18 protein-coding genes, 1 tRNA gene and 1 pseudogene are annotated in these 21,266 nt (G+C 39.0%); 5 read left to right on the forward strand and 15 right to left on the reverse strand.

All coding sequences use genetic code 11. The features are described from left to right. Nucleotides 1-25: 25 nt before the first annotated feature. The 11 genes from Q0064_RS06840 to Q0064_RS06890 form a co-directional block, all read right to left on the reverse strand. Nucleotides 26-1,915 carry a glycosyltransferase family 39 protein gene (locus tag Q0064_RS06840; protein WP_298146250.1) on the reverse strand — a complete coding sequence of 630 codons (1,890 nt, stop codon included), beginning with the start codon at nucleotides 1,913-1,915 and terminating at the stop codon, nucleotides 26-28. Continuing rightward, nucleotides 1,902-2,864, reverse strand: a complete 963-nt coding sequence (locus tag Q0064_RS06845) for a glycosyltransferase (RefSeq protein ID WP_298146254.1) — start codon at nucleotides 2,862-2,864, stop codon at nucleotides 1,902-1,904. The genes Q0064_RS06840 and Q0064_RS06845 overlap by 14 nt, the downstream gene beginning before the upstream one ends. A gap of 35 nt (nucleotides 2,865-2,899) precedes the next feature. Further along, the gene (gene rffA / locus Q0064_RS06850; RefSeq protein WP_298146257.1) at nucleotides 2,900-4,033 is read right to left on the reverse strand and encodes a dTDP-4-amino-4,6-dideoxygalactose transaminase; all 1,134 of its coding nucleotides are present in this window, start codon (nucleotides 4,031-4,033) and stop codon (nucleotides 2,900-2,902) included. 2 nt (nucleotides 4,034-4,035) lie between these two features. Next, a complete protein-coding gene (locus Q0064_RS06855) occupies nucleotides 4,036-4,830 on the reverse strand; it encodes a hypothetical protein (RefSeq protein ID WP_298146261.1) in 795 nt (264 codons plus the stop codon). After that, nucleotides 4,820-5,746 carry a glycosyltransferase family 2 protein gene (locus tag Q0064_RS06860; protein ID WP_298146264.1) on the reverse strand — a complete coding sequence of 309 codons (927 nt, stop codon included), beginning with the start codon at nucleotides 5,744-5,746 and terminating at the stop codon, nucleotides 4,820-4,822. The genes Q0064_RS06855 and Q0064_RS06860 overlap by 11 nt, the downstream gene beginning before the upstream one ends. Continuing rightward, entirely contained in the window at nucleotides 5,746-6,561 is an 816-nt protein-coding gene (gene rfbD, locus Q0064_RS06865; protein WP_298146266.1) for a dTDP-4-dehydrorhamnose reductase, read from the reverse strand. The genes Q0064_RS06860 and rfbD overlap by 1 nt, the downstream gene beginning before the upstream one ends. Beyond that, nucleotides 6,558-7,106, reverse strand: coding sequence for a dTDP-4-dehydrorhamnose 3,5-epimerase (rfbC, locus tag Q0064_RS06870; RefSeq protein ID WP_298146269.1), 549 nt, complete (start codon nucleotides 7,104-7,106; stop codon nucleotides 6,558-6,560). Before rfbC ends, rfbD begins: the two co-directional genes overlap by 4 nt. After that, the gene (rfbA, locus tag Q0064_RS06875; RefSeq protein ID WP_298146272.1) at nucleotides 7,103-7,966 is read right to left on the reverse strand and encodes a glucose-1-phosphate thymidylyltransferase RfbA; all 864 of its coding nucleotides are present in this window, start codon (nucleotides 7,964-7,966) and stop codon (nucleotides 7,103-7,105) included. The genes rfbC and rfbA overlap by 4 nt, the downstream gene beginning before the upstream one ends. Nucleotides 7,967-7,968: 2 nt before the next feature. Continuing rightward, nucleotides 7,969-8,937, reverse strand: a complete 969-nt coding sequence (locus tag Q0064_RS06880; RefSeq protein ID WP_298146275.1) for a hypothetical protein — start codon at nucleotides 8,935-8,937, stop codon at nucleotides 7,969-7,971. Nucleotides 8,938-8,942: 5 nt separating this feature from the next. Next, a complete protein-coding gene (locus Q0064_RS06885; RefSeq protein ID WP_298146278.1) occupies nucleotides 8,943-10,631 on the reverse strand; it encodes a hypothetical protein in 1,689 nt (562 codons plus the stop codon). A 373-nt stretch (nucleotides 10,632-11,004) separates the two neighbouring features. After that, a complete protein-coding gene (locus Q0064_RS06890) occupies nucleotides 11,005-12,495 on the reverse strand; it encodes a GH3 auxin-responsive promoter family protein (protein WP_298146301.1) in 1,491 nt (496 codons plus the stop codon). Nucleotides 12,496-12,749: 254 nt separating this feature from the next. Here Q0064_RS06890 and Q0064_RS06895 point away from each other — a divergent pair, with 254 nt between their 5' ends. After that, the gene (locus Q0064_RS06895; protein ID WP_298146281.1) at nucleotides 12,750-12,989 is read left to right on the forward strand and encodes a twin-arginine translocase TatA/TatE family subunit; all 240 of its coding nucleotides are present in this window, start codon (nucleotides 12,750-12,752) and stop codon (nucleotides 12,987-12,989) included. A 259-nt stretch (nucleotides 12,990-13,248) separates the two neighbouring features. On the opposite strand, the gene Q0064_RS06900 is transcribed toward Q0064_RS06895, so the two are convergent. Together Q0064_RS06900 and rpiB are read right to left on the reverse strand one after the other, a co-directional pair. Further along, entirely contained in the window at nucleotides 13,249-15,366 is a 2,118-nt protein-coding gene (locus Q0064_RS06900; protein WP_298146284.1) for a Tex family protein, read from the reverse strand. 2 nt (nucleotides 15,367-15,368) lie between these two features. Continuing rightward, nucleotides 15,369-15,800, reverse strand: a complete 432-nt coding sequence (rpiB, locus tag Q0064_RS06905) for a ribose 5-phosphate isomerase B (RefSeq protein WP_298146287.1) — start codon at nucleotides 15,798-15,800, stop codon at nucleotides 15,369-15,371. 676 nt (nucleotides 15,801-16,476) lie between these two features. Between rpiB and rnr the strand changes: the two genes are divergently transcribed. The 4 genes from rnr to Q0064_RS06925 all read left to right on the forward strand — a co-directional run bounded on the left by rnr (nucleotide 16,477) and on the right by Q0064_RS06925 (nucleotide 20,560). Continuing rightward, nucleotides 16,477-18,657: a ribonuclease R gene (gene rnr, locus Q0064_RS06910; protein WP_298146291.1), complete on the forward strand. Its 2,181-nt coding sequence runs from the start codon at nucleotides 16,477-16,479 to the stop codon at nucleotides 18,655-18,657. After that, the gene (locus Q0064_RS06915) at nucleotides 18,650-19,324 is read left to right on the forward strand and encodes a DUF2807 domain-containing protein (RefSeq protein ID WP_298146294.1); all 675 of its coding nucleotides are present in this window, start codon (nucleotides 18,650-18,652) and stop codon (nucleotides 19,322-19,324) included. The genes rnr and Q0064_RS06915 overlap by 8 nt, the downstream gene beginning before the upstream one ends. Nucleotides 19,325-19,390: 66 nt before the next feature. Further along, nucleotides 19,391-20,074, forward strand: coding sequence for a LysE family transporter (locus Q0064_RS06920; RefSeq protein ID WP_298146296.1), 684 nt, complete (start codon nucleotides 19,391-19,393; stop codon nucleotides 20,072-20,074). Nucleotides 20,075-20,489: 415 nt separating this feature from the next. Then, nucleotides 20,490-20,560, forward strand: a tRNA-Cys gene (locus Q0064_RS06925). 56 nt (nucleotides 20,561-20,616) lie between these two features. On the opposite strand, the pseudogene Q0064_RS06930 reads toward Q0064_RS06925, so the two are convergent. Both Q0064_RS06930 and Q0064_RS06935 read right to left on the reverse strand, forming a co-directional pair. Next, nucleotides 20,617-20,790: pseudogene (locus tag Q0064_RS06930) on the reverse strand (type II toxin-antitoxin system RelE/ParE family toxin); the annotation flags it as partial. A gap of 80 nt (nucleotides 20,791-20,870) precedes the next feature. Continuing rightward, nucleotides 20,871-21,083: a hypothetical protein gene (locus tag Q0064_RS06935; protein ID WP_298146299.1), complete on the reverse strand. Its 213-nt coding sequence runs from the start codon at nucleotides 21,081-21,083 to the stop codon at nucleotides 20,871-20,873. Between the last annotated feature and the right edge of the window lie 183 nt (nucleotides 21,084-21,266).

Consider the following 21,266-nt stretch of genomic DNA (forward strand, 5'->3'; position numbering starts at 1 on the left):
ATTCTTTAAACCGCTGTTACCGACGCTATTTTTGTAGATTTTGAATTACCCTTTTTAAGTTTTCACTTGCGCTAACCGTCATGTTACGTGTAGTTTCAGACATTTCTATTTTTAGCTGATTTGTCTTCGGATCAAATGTACAGTATTTGTTTGGTTTGAAAATTTCCGAAAGTTGCATGCCAGAAAAGGTGTATGAAAAATTATCAATACTTAACTGTAGTTTGCTGATTATGATGTCTGTTTTACTTTGGGTGAAACTAATTGAAACGTCGTTGTTAAAATCGGCTTTTGCTAAAGGAAATGCTAGTTCTTGCGGCTGGTTTGAAGCAAAAATCTGCAATAACACTTGTCTTTTTTGGCTTCTTTTATCAGCAGTTTGTTCTGTATATTTCAAGTTTGCAGCAGCCGACTCCTTTGAAGATATCGTTATTACTAGTTTCGTCGACTCACTCAAATCATTTTTTGCTTTGAAATGCTTCACCCATGTATCAAAACCATTAAATTCTTTATCAACAAAAAAGTACTTATTTAAAAATTCTTTAGTCTCACCATTCGGTTTATATTCCCGACCAAAAGCATCAAAATACCAAAAGGATTTTAGCGAAGTGGTGTCTTTCTTAACTAAAGCAACATAATTGTCTAAACTCATTTCTTGGACTTCCTGATATGTGCTGTCGTTATGCAAAAAAAACGGTAAATACCATCCTAAACTACTCACTATTTTGTCTCTCTTTTCGTTGTTCTCTTTTATGAAATTAGTAGTTTCTCGAAATTGTGTTTTTTGAATTCTGGAATAATACTGATCTTCGTTTAAGATATGATTTAACGAAAGTGCCAAAAAGACCATGCTAGCAACTGTAATTGCCCATTTATTTTTCAATAAATCGATAGCAATAGCTAACATCAACGCCAATAATGGAATTACAACAATGAAATATCGGCTAACCATCATAGGAACTGACAGATAAGATCGAACTAACGGTATGGCAACAACAATAACGATGATCGCCATAAACATTGAAATACTAAAAACTAATTTGTTTTTTACTACTTCCTTAAAACTTTTCCCCGCTTGCAGTTCTCTTCTAAATTCGCGAGCCAAGCAAAAGAATAGAAAGAAAAACAAGAGGTAAATAAAGTTAAGAAGCATATTGTTGTTGCCAAAAAACTCTTTAAAAATCAATAAAACAACATCATTGGTTGGTACAGGTATCCAAAATTGCTTGATTTCGCTAGCTTTTAAAAATATGGGTGCCGCTGGTAAAAATAACAGCAAAGTAATTATCCCAGACAAAATACCAAATCGTACAACCATCCAGCGTTCCTTGAGCTCTTTAAAGAATAGTGAAACCAGTAGGATAAAATAAAAGGCTGCTAGTACAAAGAGTCCGAAAAAATGGATGCTTATCATTATCCCTGCCGTAAAGCCAAGCCAAGCAGCCGATTTAACGTTGGGTTTCTTCATAAACCGTAAAAGCATATGCAATGCAAGTATGGTAAACAAAAAGAGCAACATATACGGCCGTGCTTCCTGAGAATACGATAGATGAAACGGATTTGCCGCCACAATAAGCGCCGCTAAATAACCAACGCGTTTCGAAAAAAAAGCAATTCCAAGTTTGTAAATCGCTAACAAACTTAGTATTCCAATGATTGCCGAATACGCTCGTGCTACGTAGGTCGTGTAGCCAAAAATTTTAAACAAAAAATACAGCGAATAAAAGTATAAAGGTGGGATTTGTTCGCCTTCTACTATAGCTCGGTAAACTTGAGATAGGTCTCTTTGTGGGTTGGCTTCGTTTAAAGAATGTATTTCATCTATCCATACACTCTGATAGTCAATTTTATAAAATCGCAATAAAATGGCAACGAGCAATACTCCGATGATTACTGCATGATCTTTAATTTGCTTCATCATTTGCTTTTGTTATCGAATCAATAAAGCTTCTATAAATGTCGGCTTTGGGTTCGGAAATATTTTTTCGTGAACTTAATTGCAACAGCAATACAATTAAAGTAACTGAAAACAACTGAAGTATGATTCCAGAAATAATCAAAATTAAACTAGAGGCCCAGCCAGGTATGGCATTATCTGTAAATAACTTCTGGTATAAAATATATAATACAGATATAAAACAAATGGCAATTCCATACAAGGAGACTCTTAAAATGCGGAGAGATAAAAAGTCAAAATACACGGCTATTGAACTCAAGCCGTGTAAGATCAATCCGTTAAAGTTCATTTTTGAAACACCCTTGTAACGTTTACCTCGATCCAACTCCACTTGTGTGTACGGGATTCTCGATTGGATGATACCTCCCGAATAATGATTCCATATATTGTGCTGATGCACCACCTTCCCTAACAGGTTTTTAGGAATGCTGCTAAAATTTCCAAAACTTATTCGCTGGCCTGTGAGAAAATGAAACAGGTTTTTATAAAAAAAATAGCCCGTTTTAAACCAAACAGACTCTTGGCGCTTTTTGCGTTGTGCGAATACAATTTTCTTACTGTGTTCTCTCTCTGCGGAAGCTATTAAGGCCGGAATATCTTCGGGTCGGTCCTCACCGTCGCTGTCCATTACAACCACGTAATCGTAATCGGTAACTTCGTTGTAGATGTATTGAAGACCCACTGCAATAGCTCGCTGATGACCAATGTTTAATTTAAGATGAACCGTTATTACCTCAAGTTTTGTTTCTAAGAAAGGTTGCTGTTCGGTAGAACCATCGTTGATTGCAAAAACTCTTAGTTCCAAATCGTGATCTTTAAGCAAGAATTCAAGCCGATTCAGCAGAATTTGAAAACTCTCCCAATCGTTAAATACAGGAGTAAGACAACATATTTTTAAAATTCTATTCATTTATTTGTGATATCTTACTGCTAGTCAACGTTATCTTATTTATTAAACTCCCTCAAAACCCCAATCACTTCCTCCACATCTAATTCATAATACAGCGGCAATCTAACTAAAACATCGGTAAAATGATCGCTATTAACCAAACATCTTCCATCGTGGCGTTCGTGATAAAACGGACTCTTGTGCAAGCTCAAATAATGAAAAACCGCTAAAATTCCGTGTGCTTTTAATAGATTTATAACCGCCGTTCTTTGTTCTAAACTCGTACAAATCAAATAAAACATGTGCCCGTTATTGCTTGCGTACACTGGTAATTCTGGAACTTTGATGTTCTTTTCGGCGGCCCAAGAAGCTAAATTTGTGTAATAAGCGTCCCAAATGGCTTTGCGCTTTCGCTGAATATCTGCTAAATTTTCGAGCTGTGCCCACAAAAAAGCGGCAACTATTTCAGATGGCAAAAACGAACTGCCGATATCTACCCAACCGTATTTATCGACTTCCCCTCTAAAAAACGACGAGCGGTTGGTTCCTTTTTCCCATATAATCTCGGCACGCTTCGCAAATTGCTCATCGTTTACCGCTAACATCCCGCCCTCTCCAGAAATAATATTCTTGGTTTCGTGGAATGAAAAAGCCGCTAAATGACCGATGGAACCCAAAGCCTTTTTAGTGCCGTCGGCGAAAGTGTAATAGCTATCTATTGCCTGCGCTGCATCTTCAATAACAAATAAATCATGTTGCTTTGCAAGTGCCATTATCGGTTCCATATGACAAGCAACACCGGCATAATGAACCACAACAATAGCTTTGGTACGTGCCGTAATCAAGGATTCTAAACTGTTTTCGTCTATATTCGGATGATCGGATCGACTATCAGCAAAGACAATTTTGGCGCCGCGCAAAATGAATGCATTGGCAGTAGAAACAAACGTGTACGAAGGCATAATAACCTCATCGCCTGGTTCAATTCCCACTAAAATCGCGGCCATTTCAAGCGCATCAGTACAAGAGGTTGTTAACAAACATTTCGCGAATCCGTACTGCTGCTCAAAAAACGTCTGGCATTTTTGGGTATAGGTGCCATTTCCTGATATTTTACCACTTTTTACGGCGTCTTCAATATAGAAAGTTTCTTTTCCACTCAAGTACGGTTTGTTAAACGGGATATTCATAATCAGACGATTGGCGTAAATTTTGCTTTCGCAGGAAGTAAAAACTTCATAAATGCAATTTCTTCTTCACTACTTCTTTTGGTGTAAGTGCGATCGGAAACGTTGAAAAACGAAATATCGCTTTTTGAAAAATCTATTTCAGAAACGTCACTAACAATTTCAATAGATCTAGCATTAGCATTCCACTGTTGCAAATACGCGCGCATTTTCTGGAATTTTTCCGACACCGAAACTTCTTTAAATTGAAATCCTACTTTGTCCGAAATCGACTTTGCTGGCGAACCTGCGTAAATTTCGTTGTAATTCATGTCTTTAGTAACCACCGAACCCACCATGGCCATCGACTTATCAGCAGCAATTATCGGTGAAACGATACAATGTCCTACAAACCAAACATCGTTGCCAATTTGCATAGGTTTTTCCGACAAAAACCGACACCCTTCCAGCGTATCGCCGTACTTAATATGACTCCAAATCTGCGAATGGGCTCCTATTCCACAATTATTCCCAATCGTAGTTCCTCCTATCGAGTCGATAATAGAAAACTGACCAATCCAGGCATTATGACCAATTCGACAAGGCAAATACCCGTGAATATTGGTGTCGTGTTGGATTTTGGAATAATCACCTAACGAAAAATCATCGCAAATAATCTGCACGTTCGTTCCGATGTAACAATTATCTCCGATAACGATGCGACGTGCATTTCCATTAATACCTCGAATAACTGCAGAAGGCTCAATTATCGTGTTCTTTCCGATGTAAATTTCATCAGCAGCGATGTTCTTAGGACTCATAATTCACAGTTTTTTCTACTATAAACGGCTTTCTGTTTTTCGATTGATCAAAGATCTTACCGATATAAATACCCACGACTCCAATTATGGTTATCATTATTCCAGATAAAAACCAGATCGAAATCATGATCGAGCTATAACCTAAAACCTTTATTTCACCTGCAAGGTACTTGTAAAGTGTATATATTCCTGCTAGAAATGAAATCAAGGAAATACACATGCCAAGCTTTACAAAGATTTTTAACGGCTTATTGGAAAAAGAAATGATCGTATCAAATGCCAATCTAAATAACTTTCCGTAAGTGTACGAGGTTTTTCCCTCGGCTCTTTTGGCGTGTGCTACTTCGATTGACGTACTGCGAAAACCCACCCAATTTACAAAGAGCGGAAATGACTTGATGTAATCGCTCATCTTTAAAACCTCATCGATCACTTTGCGATCGTAAATTCCAAAATTAGCTATAGTATTATCGAATTTACTGTCGGTCAAGTAACTGTACGTTTTGAAGAATATTCGCGAAAAGAGTTTTTTGAAAAAGCCGTCCTGTCGGTTACTGCGTTTCGCTAAAACAATGTCGTAACCTGTTTGCATTGCTTTAAATAACTTTTCTATTTCTTCGGGTTGGTCTTGCAGATCGCAATCCATAACCACAATTTTATCGCCTGTGGCCAAAGACAAGCCTGCTATTATAGCCGGATGTTGCCCAAAATTCTTACTGAGTTTTGCAGCGACAATTCGGTGATTCTTTGCGGCGAGTGCTTCAATAACTGCCCAACTATTATCCGGACTACAATCTTCTACCAAAACAATTTCATAGTCATTAAAAATCGGTGAAACTGCTTGCTCGATGCGTTCAACCAAGGTTGGAATAATGCGCTCAGCTTTGTAAACCGGAGAAACTACTGATAATTTCATTAGGCTTCTTTTTTAAAAGTTTGGTCCCACTTGCTGCGATCTAAAACACTATAAGCCGGTCTTTTTGCTGGCGTTGGAAAATCGGAAGTTGGAATTGGCGTTACTGCAACTTTCAGCTCTGCCTCTTCAAAGATCTTAATCGCAAACGAATACCACGTCATTTCTTTGTTTCCACAGAAGTGATAAATACCAAAAGGTACCTCTTTTTGATTTTTTGCGTTTACTATAGCCAATAATGCCTGCGCTAAGTCGATTGCATGCGTCGGGCAGCCTCTTTGATCGTTTACCACGGAAACCGTTCCGCGTTCTTTACCCAGACGCAGCATGGTTTTCTTAAAATTGTGTCCGTAATCGGAATACACCCAAGAAGTTCGAACAATATAAAAGGGTTCCAAAATTTCCTGAATTCGCTGCTCTCCGGCTAGTTTACTTTGTCCGTAAACACCTAAAGGATTTACCGCGTCGGTTTCTTGATACGGCGTGTTCTTAGTTCCGTCGAAAACAAAATCGGTTGAAACGTGTATAAGTGAAGTATTGAATTTTTTACAAGCCAATGCTAAATAACCAACCGCAGTTTCGTTTATTAGAAAGGCGCGCGCTGATTCTGATTCGGCTTTATCTACTGCCGTGTAGGCCGCAGCATTGATACAGAAGTCGGGACGGAGTTCTGAAAATTTATCCTCAATTTGTAGCTGCTGGGTAATGTCTAGTTCATGTGAGCTGCAAAATGTAAACTCGAGATTTTGAAATTGTGGCGCCAGTTCTTGCAAACACTGCCCAAGTTGTCCGTTTGCTCCAGTTACCAACACTTTCATACCGGCAACGCTTCTTTTAGGAATGGAAGATTTTGGTCTTTCTCTGAAATAATGAGCTCTTGCTCTGTTATCTGCCAATCGATAGCTAAATCTGGATCGTTGAAAAACACACCGCCTTCACTAGCTTTATTGTAGTAATTATCGCATTTATAGAAGAAAACTGCCGTTTCAGATAATACCACAAATCCGTGTGCAAAACCGCGTGGAACGAAAAACTGTTTCTGGTTTTCTGCGGAAAGCAAAACGGTTTCCACTTTACCGTACGTTGGCGAATTGGGTCGTAAATCAACGGCCACATCTAAAACTTCGCCCTGTAAAACGCGTACCAGTTTTGCCTGAGCATGCTCGCCGCGTTGGTAATGCAAGCCGCGAATAACGCCGCGAGTGGAAAACGATTGATTGTCTTGCACAAAATCGACCTCATGACCTACCGCTTCGGCGAATTTCCTTTTGTTGAAGCTCTCCATAAAATAGCCTCTTCCGTCGGGTATAACCGTGGGTTCTAGAACGAAACAGCCTTTTAAAGTCGTTTCTATAGCTTTCATCCGTTGATAATTTCAATTAAATGTTTTCCATACCCACTTTTCAATAAGGGTTGTGCCAGTGCTTCGAGCTGCTGCGCGTCGATGTATCCCATTTTGAAAGCAGCTTCTTCAATAGAACCAATTTTCAAACCTTGCCGCTCTTCAATTACTTGAACAAACTGCGACGCTTGCATAAGCGAATTAAACGTTCCGGTGTCAAACCAAGCGGTTCCGCGATCAAGAATGCTCACTTGTAATTTTCCTTGTTGCAAGTAGGCTTTATTAACATCTGTAATCTCGATTTCACCACGCGCACTTGGCTTGATATTCGAGGCTATTTCCACAACTTGATTATCGTAGAAATAAATTCCAGGAACAGCGAAATTTGATTTGGGAACTAGCGGTTTTTCCTCGATAGAAAGCACTTTTCCTTGCTTGTCGAATTCTACTACACCATAGCGTTCTGGATCTTGTACGTGATAAGCATAGATGATTCCACCGTTTGGATTATTGTTTGCTTGTAATAAATCGGCAAGTCCTGTTCCATAAAAGATATTATCTCCTAAAACCAATGCCACTTTATCGCTTCCAATAAAATCTTTACCAATTATGAAAGCCTCGGCCAAACCATTAGGATGTTCTTGAACGGCGTACTCAAACCGACAACCCAAGCGCTTTCCGTCACCTAAAAGTTGGCGAAACAGAGGCAAGTCGTGTGGTGTAGAAATGATTAAGATTTCCCGAATTCCCGACCACATTAAAGTGGATAGTGGGTAATAAATCATCGGTTTATCGTAAATCGGCATTAGCTGTTTACTTACTGCCAACGTAAGCGGATGTAGGCGCGTACCGGAGCCGCCTGCGAGAATGATTCCTTTCATAACTATTTTCTTTCCGCTAGAAAACGGGCTTTATTTTTAGCAAGAAACGCAGAGAGCAACCCAAAAAGTAAAAATCCAATTATACCTACCAAAGGCAAGACTAAAAAGTAGGATCCGTTCAAGGAAGATTTGGATTTGATATTCGGCGTTATACTCACAACTTTAGCGATCTTATCATTAGTCAGTCGCTCTATTTGTCTATTTCCTTGTTCGGTAATCAAAGCGCTTTTCGATAACAAAATTTCGTTGATCTGGCTGTTTTCGTTGATATATACCGCTGAAGCCGAAGTACTTCCTTTCCCAAATGCGTTTAAAATATTGTTCACTTGGTTTAGCGTTTGTGTGTTCTCAACAATTTTAGTTTCGTTATTTTGTATCGCTAACTTTTGTATCGCTTTAAAATACGCGCTGTTTTCATACTCGAGCATTAAAGGTTCGATAACCTGATTTTTAGAGATTTTTCCAGCGGTTGTAATTGTTATAAGATGGTAAGGATAGTTCTTTGCAGTAACTTCGTCTTTCAAAACCTTTTCAATGTCGTTGTTTTCCGAAATAAGCTTAAGCATCTCGAAATTATCGCTGTTGTATTTTACGAACTGATAAACGTCGGTAATCGGTTCCATTGAAATGTTTTTTAACTTCTTGCGAGCCACGCCCAACTTTGCAAAGAAAGCGGTATCGTTTTCTTTGATTTTAGAGTTAAACAACTCCGTTTTCTGATACAGATAATCCGTGCTCATGAAATTTGGCATTACAATCACTAAATGATTGTACTTTCCCGGAAGTGAGTCTAAAAACAAACCGCCACTTAGACACAAAACAAAAACAACCGAAAGTGCAATCCACTTTCTTTTCAAATACATAATTCCTTTATAAATGGAATACGAAAAATTGGAAGCACCTTGATTTAGCTTTTCCTTAATTTGATTCAATTCGATTTCTTGATTTGTGTCGGCCGATTGCTGTTGCATAAACGCTATAAGTTAAATATCTGTTCTAAAATTTTTATCGTAATTAAATAGGTAGGCTTAACACCCGTTGTTCCTAAACCACCCGAGGCTAAAGTACTTCCCGTTTCTAGCGGATTATCCGAAGCATAGTACGCATAACGAACTTTCACCTGAGCTGGTATACTTTTTCTAATTTTGGAAGCCGATTGAATGGCTTTCTGATAGTACGCCCCTTCCATTTCCAAACCAATAACACCCCAAGTTGACTTGTGGAAAAACGTCAACAAATCTTTGTTCTGTAATGAGGTTCCTAAAACCGTTACCATCGGACCCGCACAAACAGGAATGTCGTAACCGGTTAACATCTCAGCAGTTAACTCGTTTTCAAACGGATAATTGTCGCCTGTACCTTCATTGATGTGCGCCGAAGGAATCATAATATCGCCTTTTCCTCCTTCTAAAATACCGGCTTTACCCATAATGGAAACCGAAGCCACATTCAAATGTTGTTTCACCCCGTCGGGTTGCACAAAAGGCTTCAATAATTCATCGATTGTTTCATAAGCCTGTTCGCCAAACGCATAATCCATCACAATTAAAATCGGACCGTTTTCTTGCGATTTTACTTTCGGAAACGACGTTTTCTTCCAATCGATTTTAGCAGTATCGAAAATCTGAACATCAATATTAGTTCCCGAAGTATCTGGCATCGAAATCATTCCGTTTGCCAATGCCAATTTCTCTACTTTTAAACGCAATTCTTTGGCACCACTGCTGCTTAACTCTTCAAACAACTTGAAATCGATACCAGATTCGGTCTTGTTTTTTTGAATTCCGGCTGCGAAAATCGAATTCATTACCGAGTGCATATTGGCACTGATGATGTGAATTTCACGATCGAGTAATCCGTTGGAGAATAAGGTCGATTTGATATTGTGTGCCCAAATTTCTCCGTGAATGTGATGTCCTAAACGTTCTCGTAAAATCGGGCTGAAAGAAATGGTGCGTTTTTTATTTTCCAAAACTTCTTCCAAAGCCAATTTTCCCAACCAATACACCACGCTTAAAAAGCGGTCGGGCTTTTCGGCGCTGCCAAACGAATCGTAAATAGCATTCACTTCCGAAAAACTGCGTCCTAGAATATTTGCCGTATGCGAAACTGCTTTTTCACGTTCAATTAAGCTGAGTTTCTTAGAAGTTTTAACGGCTTGTTCAAGCTTTAACCAATCGCGCGACAACTCGCCTCCATCGTCCAATAAAACGCGATCTTTAATTTTATGCGATTCGATAAAAATGAACGTTAGGTGCGTTAAAATGTCGTAAATATCCGAACGTCCGCGGGTAATTACCACATTCATTTGCTCTTCGTCTATGCGGTAACAATTGCGTTTACGCTTCGGCGGAACGATCGCGGTAAAATGACTATTGGTATAACCTTCGTCGGAAATTAAGTTGATAAAACGACACTCTTCGATACCCGTTGGAAGACGCTCGATGACGTAAAGCAAGCCATTTAGCTCCACTTTTTCTTCCGCTATACTTCCGTAGATTTCGGGTCGGAGCGATAAAAGTGCTTCTCGTAACGTTTCCCCGGATACACCCATTGGTTTGTAAAAACCGCGGTTAAAAAGGTGTCGGATGGTAATATATAATCGTTCAATAGCAGCCGACGACTCTTGGGCTCTACTGCGGTGTACATTTCTAATTTCGCTCATGTGCAAAGTTTACTAACCTGCAAATGTAGGTTTTTTCGTTTGTATTCTAGTTGCCTCTGCTTTTGTTAAATGGTTAAGCGTGTAGTTACGTTGCAGCTAGATTTTTTAAACGTATAGATTGCTGTGTTTCGGTGTACTCTATTCTAGTTTGCTTTACCTGATAGAAAATGAGGTAGATTTTTTGGCAAAAAAACATTTGGATAATTTTTTGAACGTTATTTTTAAAAACAGACTATTATCGAATACATTTATTTGATAAATAATATTTTAACTTGGGTAATATTGCAATATTACGTATGTTAAATATGACTGCTTTTTTTGACAATTTCATTTTCAAAAAATCAACCAATTTATACTCCAGTAAATAAAAGATTTACAACAATTTCGTCAGAAAATCTGCAATTTTTCGGTCGTTACTCAATCGCGGTAACTTATTCTGACCACCTAATTTCCCTTGACTCTTCATGTACTCCTGAAATCCGTTTTTGGGAACTACCGAAATCTTCAGTACCTGTAATACACTACCCGAAATCAAGTCGTCGTAATAGCTGTTTTGCTTACGTAATGCTGTATCTATAGCTAATGCAAACGATGCCAAATCTTCCGGTTCTTGTTCAAATTCAATAAACCACTCGTGATAGGGCAAACCCGAATCTGGAGCAACTTGCGGAGCTACGGTGAACTCACTCACCACAGCTTCCGAATCCGTTAAAGCGGTGCGCAAAGCCTCCTCCACTTCTTTGCCAATGACATGCTCCCCAAATGCCGAGATAAAATGCTTGATGCGACCCGTAACCACCAAGCGATAAGGCGAAAGTGATGTAAACCGAATCGTATCGCCAATGTTGTACGCCCACAATCCGGCATTAGTCGATAAAATCAAAACGTAATTCACGCCCAGTTCTACCTCACCAACCGTTAGTCGCGGCGGATCTTCTTCAAAAAAGCGATCGGCAGGAATAAATTCGTAAAAAATTCCAGAATTCAACAACAACAGCATGCCTTCCTCTTGCTGCGAATCGGTATAAGCAAAAAAGCCTTCCGATGCTGGGAAGAGCTCTATACTGTTGACTTTCCTCCCAATCAATTGCTCGAATTTCTTACGATACGGCTCGTAATTCACTCCACCGTAAATAAACAAATTGAAGTTTGGAAACAACTCGCCAACTGCTTTACCCGACTTTTCTTGCAGACGCTCAAAGTACATTTGCACCCAACTCGGAATTCCGCTTATGATCGACAAATCTTCTTTGATCGTTTCGTCAACAATCGCATCGACCTTGGTTTCCCAATCGTCTATACAATTGGTTTCCCAAGAAGGAAGTCGGTTTTTCTGTAAGTATTTTGGAACATAATGGGCAACAATACCGGAAAGTCGGCCCAATTGTATGCCATTTTTCTCTTCTAAAATCGGACTTCCCTGCAGGAAAATCATTTTTCCATCTACAACTTTTGTGTCGCCTGTTTCGTGAATGTAATGCAAAATAGCATCGCGCGCAGCTTGAATGTGAAACGGCATCGATTCGTTGGTTATCGGAATGTACTTTGCGCCTGATGTTGTTCCCGAAGTTTTGGCAAAGTACCGCGGTTTTCCGGGCCAAAGTACGTTGGGTGTTCCAGCAACAACTCGATCAACGTACGGCTTTAAGGCTTCGTAATCTCGAACGGGAACGCGGGAAACAAAATCGGCATGTGAACGGATTTCAGAAAAACCATGATCTTTCCCAAACTGGGTATCCGCTGCGCACCGAATCAGTTTTTCAAAAGTGCGTTGTTGTGTAACGATAGGCTGCGAAGCCCATTTTTTAGTTTTTGCAACCGCTAGTGCTGCAACGTATTTTGATAAAAAAGCTTTAACCGACATAAGGCGCAAGTTACTCGAAGTCATTTAAACTTTTTTGAATGTACCGAAAAATAGCGTCTTTTACTTCAAATCTGTGACTTTCACGGACTGCTTAGCAACGCTTGTAAGTAAAAAGCAATTGAAGATATTTCACAATTTTGGCATAGAAGTCCATTCAAAAATCGATTTTTTTAGTATCGCTGTACAATTGTAAAAGCTTTAAGAATACAAACAGCAAATTTATCTTACTTTTGTAGCGATAAACAATTTGAATTATGATTGCTTCAATGATATTTTTAGGCAGCTTTGGACCAACCGAATGGGTTTTAATTTTAGTGGTTGTTTTGCTGCTTTTCGGAGGAAGAAAAATTCCGGAATTAATGAAAGGTTTAGGTAGCGGAATTAAAGAATTTAAAAACGCTGCTAAAGACGATGCACCATCAAAGCCCGTTTCGAGCGACCCAATTCAGCCTTCTTCGCCTTTAAACGACGAACCTAAGGTTCACAAAGAATAAACAAAAACCGCCTTCGAGGCGGTTTTTTTGTAGCTATTATTTAACGTGAGTTCGATATAAAAATCGAAGTTAGAAATCATTTAAATAGTTGATTACAAGGCGTATTTTCTTAGGGATACCGAGGTATCTCAAAAAAATACAACGAAAGAAGCGACTGTTTAAATGGTTAGCTTTTAAAATTGTGAGTGAAAATTTTTCTTCTTCCGGATACAACTCTTACTTCAAGCGATCTAACAAGGATTTTTATGTCGAACTCACGTTATTTAAGTAGTGCCAGCTGTATTCGTCCGGTTTGCAACTCAACCGACAATACCCGAACTCGAACGTGCTGGTGCAATTTCACAACCGATGAAACATCGCTAACAAATCCTTGTCCGAGGTTTGAAATATGAATCAAACCGCTTTGCTTGATACCGATATTCACAAAACAACCAAAGGCGGTAATGTTGTTAATAATGCCCGGTAATTCCATACCTTCCCGTAAATCATCAATTGTTTTAATAGTCGAATCGAATTCTAAAACCTGAGCTGTCTTCCGCGGATCGCGAGCGGGCTTTTCCAATTCCTTCAAAATATCTTTCAAAACTAAAACACCCACTTTTTCAGTAACGAAATCCGAAGGTGAAATTTTGGCGATTTCCGCTTTGTTTCCTATTAATTCACCCACTGTAATTCCAAGAACTTTCGCCATTTTTTCAACCACAGCATACGCTTCCGGATGTACCGCCGAATTATCGAGCAAATTGCTTCCGTTGGTAATGCGCAAAAATGCCGCAGCTTGTTCAAAAGTTTTCTGACCCAAACCCGGAACCTCTAGCAGCTGTTTTCTGTTGGTAAATCCGCCGTTGGCTTCCCGAAATTTCACTATTTCTTCGGCAAGCTTCTCCCCTATTCCACTTACGTATTTTAAGATCGATTTTCCAGCCGTATTCAAATCAACGCCAACCGCATTAACAGCCAACATCACGGTTTTATCAAGTTCTTCTTTCAGTAAATTTTGGTCAACATCGTGTTGGTACTGCCCCACTCCTATCGCCTTAGGTTCTATCTTAACCAATTCGGCAAGCGGGTCGGCCAATCGTCGACCAATAGAAACCGCACCACGAACGGTAACGTCGTAATTCGGAAACTCTTCTCGTGCAATTTTCGATGCCGAGTATACGGATGCTCCTGCTTCCGAAACCACAAAAACTTGAACATCGGAATGAAAAGGTACTTTTTTAATGAAGCGTTCAGTTTCGCGCGAAGCTGTTCCGTCGCCAATCGCAATGGCTTCAATTTTGTGCGATTGTACCAAACTGCCGATTTTTTTTATTGCCATCGTTTCAGCCGATCCTCCGTCGTGCGGATAAATCGTCTCGTTGTGCATTAAAGTGCCGTATTCATTCAAAAACACTATTTTACATCCGCTTTTAAATCCCGGATCAATACCCATTATGCGCTTGGCTCCCAAAGGTGGTGCTAACAACAACTGCTTTAAATTGGCGGCAAAAACAACGATCGACGCCCGATCCGACTTTTCTTTAACCTCTTGTAAAACATCGTTTAAAATGCTTGGCTTTATGAGTCTCTTTAAACTGTCGGAAACCGCTGTTTGTAAATACGAATCGGGTTGTTTCCTAAAACCGGCGTTGCGAATGATTAGTTGTTCCAAATAATCATCGTCGACCTCATACCGGAGTTTCAACACGTTTTCGTTTTCAGCTCGTTGGATGGCTAAAAACCGATGCGGCGGTACGCGCGATAAAGATTCTTGCTTATCGATGTACTGCGCGTACTTTGCTTTCTGCTCTTCGGTACAACTCGGATGCACTTTTGTTTGCATCAGCGTTTGTTTGCGCATGGTATTTCGCACCGACGTTCGCACTGCAGGTATTTCGCTCAACTGCTCAGCAACGATATCGAGCGCTCCTTGCAAAGCCAAATCTTCGTTTACAATAGTTGCGTTTAAAAACTGTGACGCGTACACTTCTAAATCAACCGACTTCTGTTGAAAAATCGCATCGGCCAGTCCTTGCAATCCCGCCGCACGGGCTTTGGCTGCGCGCGTTTGCTGCTTTTGTTTGTAAGGCAAATACAAATCTTCCAAAACCACCAAACTATCGGCGTTTTGTATCGCTTCACGCAATTTCGTATCGATTATTCCCTGCTTGTCTAATGCTTGAAAAACAGTTTTCTTGCGTTTATCAAGTTCGCGAAATTGTTTGGCAAAATTCGAAATGGCATCAATTGCAACCTCATCGGCGTTCTGAGTAGCATCCTTTCGGTACCGCGCTATAAAAGGCAAGGTTGCGCCTTGGTTCAATAAATCTAAAACAGCTGTAACAACGGGCGAAGGAATTCCCGCTTTCTCAACAACAAAAGCAATTTCTGTCATATTTATGAGCAAGCAATTTTAGCAACTCGGTTTGCATGACGCCCGCCTTCAAATTCGGTGTTCAAGAACACATCAACCATTTCCACAGCTTGCTGCACGCTGGTAAATCGTGCGGGTATGCTAATAACATTTGCATCGTTATGTAAACGAGCTAGTTGCGCAATTTCTTTGGTCCAACAAAGTGCAGCGCGAATTTGCGCATGCTTATTTACGGTCATTGCAATGCCATTTCCAGAACCGCAAATTACAATTCCGAACTGTGCTGCCCCGCGTTCGATATCTTCTGCCACAGGATGCCCGAAATCCGGATAATCTACGCTGGCGGTGGTGTCGGTACCGTGGTTTAAAACCTGGTGTCCGAGTTGTTCTAAATGGGCAACTATCGCCTTTTTATAGTCGGGTCCGGCGTGGTCGTTTCCTATCGAAATAATCATAATACTGTAATTGTATTGCACAAAGGTACGTTTCGCAGCTCGAAAATGAGTCGATTTCTTCAAAAACCTAAGTCGTTGAAAATCTGACTACTTAAATTCATTTATTGCGACATCTAGCCTGATATTCAGCGAATTGTTGATAAAATATGTTAAAGTCTTAAAAATAAGACAAGAAGCATTGTGTTTTTTTTGTTGATAAATCAACATAACTTCTAACAGATTTTTTTGTGTGGAAACAGATTTTTTTAGAAGACAAAATTCTCGCGAGATTATCAAATAAAGTTTGCCTTATTTATTGAAAAGTTATCGACTGGTTTTTACGATTTCTTAACAAAAGTTCGGCTGTGAAAAAGCTGACGAAAACTAGTTTCGGTGGTTTTTCTACAATTGTCAATAAAGTTTGTAAAAAGCTCAAAATGAAACTAGTGCAAAGTTAAGATAGTGTTAATAAATCGTTACAACTAAGTAAAAACTAAGAATCAACTAAACGGTAAAATACTTTTTGTACAAATCAACACACTATACAACAACACATATATATTTCTATAATTAAAATTAATTTGTTGTTATTTATTGTTTGTTCATAGCTTTAAATTTCGGTTCAATTTCAAAGCTTCGATATTGCTTTTGTAAACCTGTACACATTTCGCTGTACCTTCGTAACAACGATTACACTATGACAAAGATTCCAAAAAAGCACGGAAAGAAGGTGAAAACCTATTCGGAGAAAATTTTAAAAATTCTCTCTAAATATCCGAACAGAGCTTTTAACTATAAACAAATTGCCGCTGTTCTTGAACTCGACGACACCAAGAGCCGAAATGAAATCATCAAAGATTTAAAAATTCTGGCCGCTCAAAAAGTGATCATCGAATCGGAACCTGGAAAATACCTCGTAAAAGCCGTTTCGCCGGATTACTATGAAGGAACCATCGATATGACCACGCGGAAAACCGCCTACTTCATCTGCGAAGATTTTGAAGACGATGTTTTTATTCCAACAAACAACCTCAACCATGCACTCGATAAAGACAAAGTGCGCGTTTATGTGTACAACCGCCGCCGCGGAAAGAAACCGGAAGGCGAAGTCATCGAGATTATCGAACGCAATAAAACCGAATTTGTTGGCGTAATTGATATCCAAAAAAACTTTGCGTTTGTAAGTACCGCAAATCCGAAAATGTACACCGATATTTTTATCCCAAAAGATAAAACTGGCGGTGCCAAACAAGGCGATGTTGTACTGGTAAAGATTGAAGATTGGCCAGCCAAAGCCGATTCGCCTTTTGGAGCCGTGATCAAAGTTCTTGGAGCACCTGGAGAACACCAAACAGAAATTCATGCAATACTTGCCGAGTACGGTTTACCTGCCGATTTCCCTGCGGAAGTACAAGCTTTTGCCGACGGTATCGACACCCAGATTACAGCTGTCGATATTGCTGCTCGGCGCGATATGCGAAAAGTACTCACGTTTACGATAGATCCGAAAGATGCGAAAGACTTTGACGATGCACTTTCATTTCAATTTCTTGAAAATGGAAATTATGAAATTGGTGTGCACATTGCCGATGTTTCGCATTATTTAGAAGAAGGAACCATACTCGATCAAGAGGCGTTTAATCGAGCAACTTCGGTTTATCTCGTTGATCGAGTGGTACCTATGCTTCCCGAAGTACTTTCGAATTACGCGTGTTCGTTGCGTCCGAATGAAGAAAAACTAACGTTTTCTGCTATCTTTGAAATCAATGCTAAGGCGCAAATTGTAAACCAATGGTTTGGTCGAACGGTCATTTATTCTGATTTCCGATTTGCGTATGAAGAAGCTCAGCACATCATCGAAACTGCCGAGCATACAATTCCCGCAGCAACATCGCTAACGGGAAGCGATCGTGAAGTTCCGGAACCCATCGTAAAATCAGTACTAAAACTCGACGAACTCTCAAAAATTCTGCGAAAGCAACGCATGCAAAACGGCGCCATTTCGTTTGATAAAGTAGAAGTAAAATTTCACCTCAACGAAACCAACGATCCGGAAGGCGTGTACTTTAAAATCGCTAAAGATGCCAACCATTTGATTGAAGAATTTATGCTATTGGCCAATCGTAAAGTAGCCGAATTTATCGGTAAACAGAAGAAAACTTTTGTGTATCGTATCCACGACGAACCCAATGAAGATAAGTTGATTAACTTCCAAACCGTTATTGCAAAATTTGGTTATAAAATCAACTTCCGCTCTAAACAAGATATTGCCAAATCTTTGAATTCGATTTTAGAAGATGCTCAAGGAAAAAAAGAACAAAATTTAGTGGATACCTTGGCCATTCGAAGCATGAGTAAAGCCAAATATTCAACCCAAAATATTGGTCATTATGGCTTGGCATTCGATTTTTACTCGCATTTTACTTCGCCAATTCGCCGTTATCCAGATGTAATGGTACACCGTTTGTTGCAATTTTACTTGTTAGGCGGCGCCTCAGCGAATGCCGAGTTTTACGAAGAACAATGCAAACACGCTTCTGATATGGAAGTTTTGGCCACTAATGCCGAACGCGACAGCATTAAATACATGCAAGTTCGCTACATGCAAGATCACAAAGACGAAGAATTTCTCGGCGTGGTTTCCGGCGTAACCGAATGGGGTATTTACGTAGAAATTGTTTCCAACAAATGCGAAGGTTTATGTCGAATTCGTGAAATTAAAGACGACTATTATACTTTCGACGAAAAGCAGTACGCTTTGGTTGGTGCAGTCTCTAAAAATATCATACAATTAGGCGACGAAGTTTTCGTTAAAGTAAAAAATGCCGATTTAGTTAAAAAACAACTCGATTTTCATTATTTAAGAAAAAATGAATAAGATTTTTAAAATTGTAATTACGTTACTTTTTTCAACAGTAGCACTGGCTCAAGGTACCAAAACTATTAATCTGGGCGATGTTTCCGAAGTAGAAGTTTTTGATAGGATCAACGTGGTTTTAATTCCCTCTAACGAATATAAAGCTGAAGTATCCGGCAGTAATGTTAATGATGTAGAATTCGAGCTGATTGATAAGAAATTAAAAATACACTTTCCTTTACATAAGTTCTTGGAAGGTGAATCAACTAAAGTACTTTTTTATTACAAAGAATTACATCGCGTTGAAGGAAATGAAGGTTCAAATATCAGTAATACAGATGTTTTAAAAGGTCGTGAACTTTTATTAGAGGCTAAGGAAGGTGCAGAAGTTCGTTTAAATATTGAAGCAGAAACTGTAAAAACAAATGTGTTTTCAGCCGGAGTTGTAGCTGTTGCAGGTGTTGCAGCGGTACAAGTAATATCCGTTTTAAGTGGTGGAAAATTTGAAGGTAAAGATCTAATTACAAAGGAAACTAGTGTATCTGTAACTGCGATAGGAAAAGCAAAGATTTTTGCTACCGAAACCGTTAATGCTAAAGTTCGACTTTCCGGTACTATTGAAGTCTATGGAAATCCAAAACAACTCACAGAGTCGCGTTCAATGGGTGGCACTATTGTTCGTAAATAAAGCAGAAACCGTGGAAAGTTAGTTTACTTTCTTTACCTTAGCCTTTCGCAAACGCAAAACAAACAAATGCTGCACGACATTTTACTGGCAATCCCACTCGGATTTTTGCTGTGCTTCATGATTGGTCCAGTTTTTTTTGTACTACTGGAAACCGCCGCAACTAAAGGATTACGAGCCGCTTTGGTTTTCGATTTAGGTGTGGTTACGGCCGATTTTGTATTCATTGCCGTAGCGTATTTCAGTTCGTATCGCTTAATAAACAATCTGCAAGATGAACCCGCACTTTTTATTTTCGGTGGCTTAATAATGGTAACTTACGGCTTAATTTCGTTTATAAAATTGCGGCGAAATGCAAAAGTTGCCATCGAAACAGAAACAGTCGAAATTCTAAAAAAAGACTATCTAGCACTTTACGGAAAGGGATTTTTATTGAACTTCATTAACGTCGGAGTACTCGGTTTTTGGTTGCTTATTTTTATCACCTTCGGACCCGCTTTAGAATTAAAAACGAGTCGTTTAATCGTGTTTTTTAGTTCGGTAATTGGGTCGTATTTGCTAATCGACCTAGTTAAAATGTTGGCAGCAAAACGTTTAAAATCAAAAATGACTCCGAAAAATATTTCGCTTATTAAACAGATTACCAGTATTTTACTAATAATTTTCGGAATATCTATTATGCTGCAAGGTTGGTTTCCAAGCGATCAAAAATTGGTGAAAAAAGCCGTCGAAATCATCGAACCCAACGAATAATTGTCAAATTTTTTGATTTTTTCTATTTTTTATATCCTTTTACTTTTTTCAATCTCGAAATCTTTCAATCTCGAAATCTTTCAATCTTTCAATCTTTCAATCTCAAAATCTTTAAATCTTTCAATCTCGAAATCTCAAAATCTTTAAATCTTCATAGCGGCCCCCGCGCTTTCGCTACTAGTCCTCGTTTAAAAAAAGCTAAAATTAAACGGCAAAAACGCGCTTCTGCCGTCGCGGTTTTTTTGTCATTTTAGTTTTTTTTTAAACTGCGGGCTAATCGCTCTATCGCTGCCGCGGCAATCGTTACCAAACAAATCGTTGCTAAGAAAATCGATATATCTAGAAAGATTTTTTCTCGAGTTTTGTGCAAATGCTTTGATTTTTGAGATAATTACTTACATTTGCCGACCGCAATGGCGTCGTGGCCGAGTGGCTAGGCTGGGCTCTGCAAAAGCTCCTACAGCGGTTCGAATCCGCTCGATGCCTCTAAAAACCTTCAGAGAAATCTGGAGGTTTTTTTTTAGATATCGATTTAGGAAAATCTAACCTCTGTAAATGTCTTTGCGGTGTCCTAATTCGATCACATCGATAACAAGAATGTCATCTAAAATTTCATAAATTATTCTGTAATCACTGACTCGGATTCGGTATCCGTCACGCCCTTTTAATTTCTTATATCCTGCTGGACGCGGATTCTCAGCAAGTTGATAAAGAGCTTCTTTGAGGTTTGAATACTAAGGTTCATTGATTTTCTCTAGGACCTTTATCACATTTTTTCGTAATGTAATTTTATACCTCATTTTTTTTGAGCCCGCTTCTTTTCAATCAACGTAAACGCTTCATCTATCGGAAATGAAGGTTCGTTGGCCTGTTTAGATTTATCGTATAATTTGATGTCCTCCAACTCCTCCAACTCTTCCATAATGGCTTCGAAATCTTTCATCGGAAGAACTACAGAAATTTTATTTCCGTGTGCATCGGTAATGTATTGCGGATGTACAGTTAACATATTTTTTATTTTTAATGCTTATTGTCTAATCAAAAAAAATCTTGAATTTTTCAATTGTAATATAACTAATTAAACTCGGATCTATTATTCCAAAATCTTTTAATCTTTCAATCTTTCAATCTTTCAATCTTTCAATCTTTCAATCTTTCAATCTTTCAATCTTTCAATCTTTCAATCTTTCAA

This window comes from Flavobacterium sp. (genome assembly GCF_027490375.1).
Classification (GTDB): Bacteria; Bacteroidota; Bacteroidia; order Flavobacteriales; family Flavobacteriaceae; genus Flavobacterium.

Bases quoted from the DNA above. Each gene is read 5' to 3' on its own strand.
- Q0064_RS06840 (WP_298146250.1), bottom strand. From the start codon at position 1,915: ATGAAGCAAATTAAAGATCATGCAGTAATCATCGGAGTATTGCTCGTT.
- Q0064_RS06845 (WP_298146254.1), bottom strand. From the start codon at position 2,864: ATGAATAGAATTTTAAAAATATGTTGTCTTACTCCTGTATTTAACGAT.
- rffA (WP_298146257.1), bottom strand. From the start codon at position 4,033: ATGAATATCCCGTTTAACAAACCGTACTTGAGTGGAAAAGAAACTTTC.
- Q0064_RS06855 (WP_298146261.1), bottom strand. From the start codon at position 4,830: ATGAGTCCTAAGAACATCGCTGCTGATGAAATTTACATCGGAAAGAAC.
- Q0064_RS06860 (WP_298146264.1), bottom strand. From the start codon at position 5,746: ATGAAATTATCAGTAGTTTCTCCGGTTTACAAAGCTGAGCGCATTATT.
- rfbD (WP_298146266.1), bottom strand. From the start codon at position 6,561: ATGAAAGTGTTGGTAACTGGAGCAAACGGACAACTTGGGCAGTGTTTG.
- rfbC (WP_298146269.1), bottom strand. From the start codon at position 7,106: ATGAAAGCTATAGAAACGACTTTAAAAGGCTGTTTCGTTCTAGAACCC.
- rfbA (WP_298146272.1), bottom strand. From the start codon at position 7,966: ATGAAAGGAATCATTCTCGCAGGCGGCTCCGGTACGCGCCTACATCCG.
- Q0064_RS06880 (WP_298146275.1), bottom strand. From the start codon at position 8,937: ATGCAACAGCAATCGGCCGACACAAATCAAGAAATCGAATTGAATCAA.
- Q0064_RS06885 (WP_298146278.1), bottom strand. From the start codon at position 10,631: ATGAGCGAAATTAGAAATGTACACCGCAGTAGAGCCCAAGAGTCGTCG.
- Q0064_RS06890 (WP_298146301.1), bottom strand. From the start codon at position 12,495: ATGTCGGTTAAAGCTTTTTTATCAAAATACGTTGCAGCACTAGCGGTT.
- Q0064_RS06895 (WP_298146281.1), top strand. From the start codon at position 12,750: ATGATTGCTTCAATGATATTTTTAGGCAGCTTTGGACCAACCGAATGG.
- Q0064_RS06900 (WP_298146284.1), bottom strand. From the start codon at position 15,366: ATGACAGAAATTGCTTTTGTTGTTGAGAAAGCGGGAATTCCTTCGCCC.
- rpiB (WP_298146287.1), bottom strand. From the start codon at position 15,800: ATGATTATTTCGATAGGAAACGACCACGCCGGACCCGACTATAAAAAG.
- rnr (WP_298146291.1), top strand. From the start codon at position 16,477: ATGACAAAGATTCCAAAAAAGCACGGAAAGAAGGTGAAAACCTATTCG.
- Q0064_RS06915 (WP_298146294.1), top strand. From the start codon at position 18,650: ATGAATAAGATTTTTAAAATTGTAATTACGTTACTTTTTTCAACAGTA.
- Q0064_RS06920 (WP_298146296.1), top strand. From the start codon at position 19,391: ATGCTGCACGACATTTTACTGGCAATCCCACTCGGATTTTTGCTGTGC.
- Q0064_RS06935 (WP_298146299.1), bottom strand. From the start codon at position 21,083: ATGTTAACTGTACATCCGCAATACATTACCGATGCACACGGAAATAAA.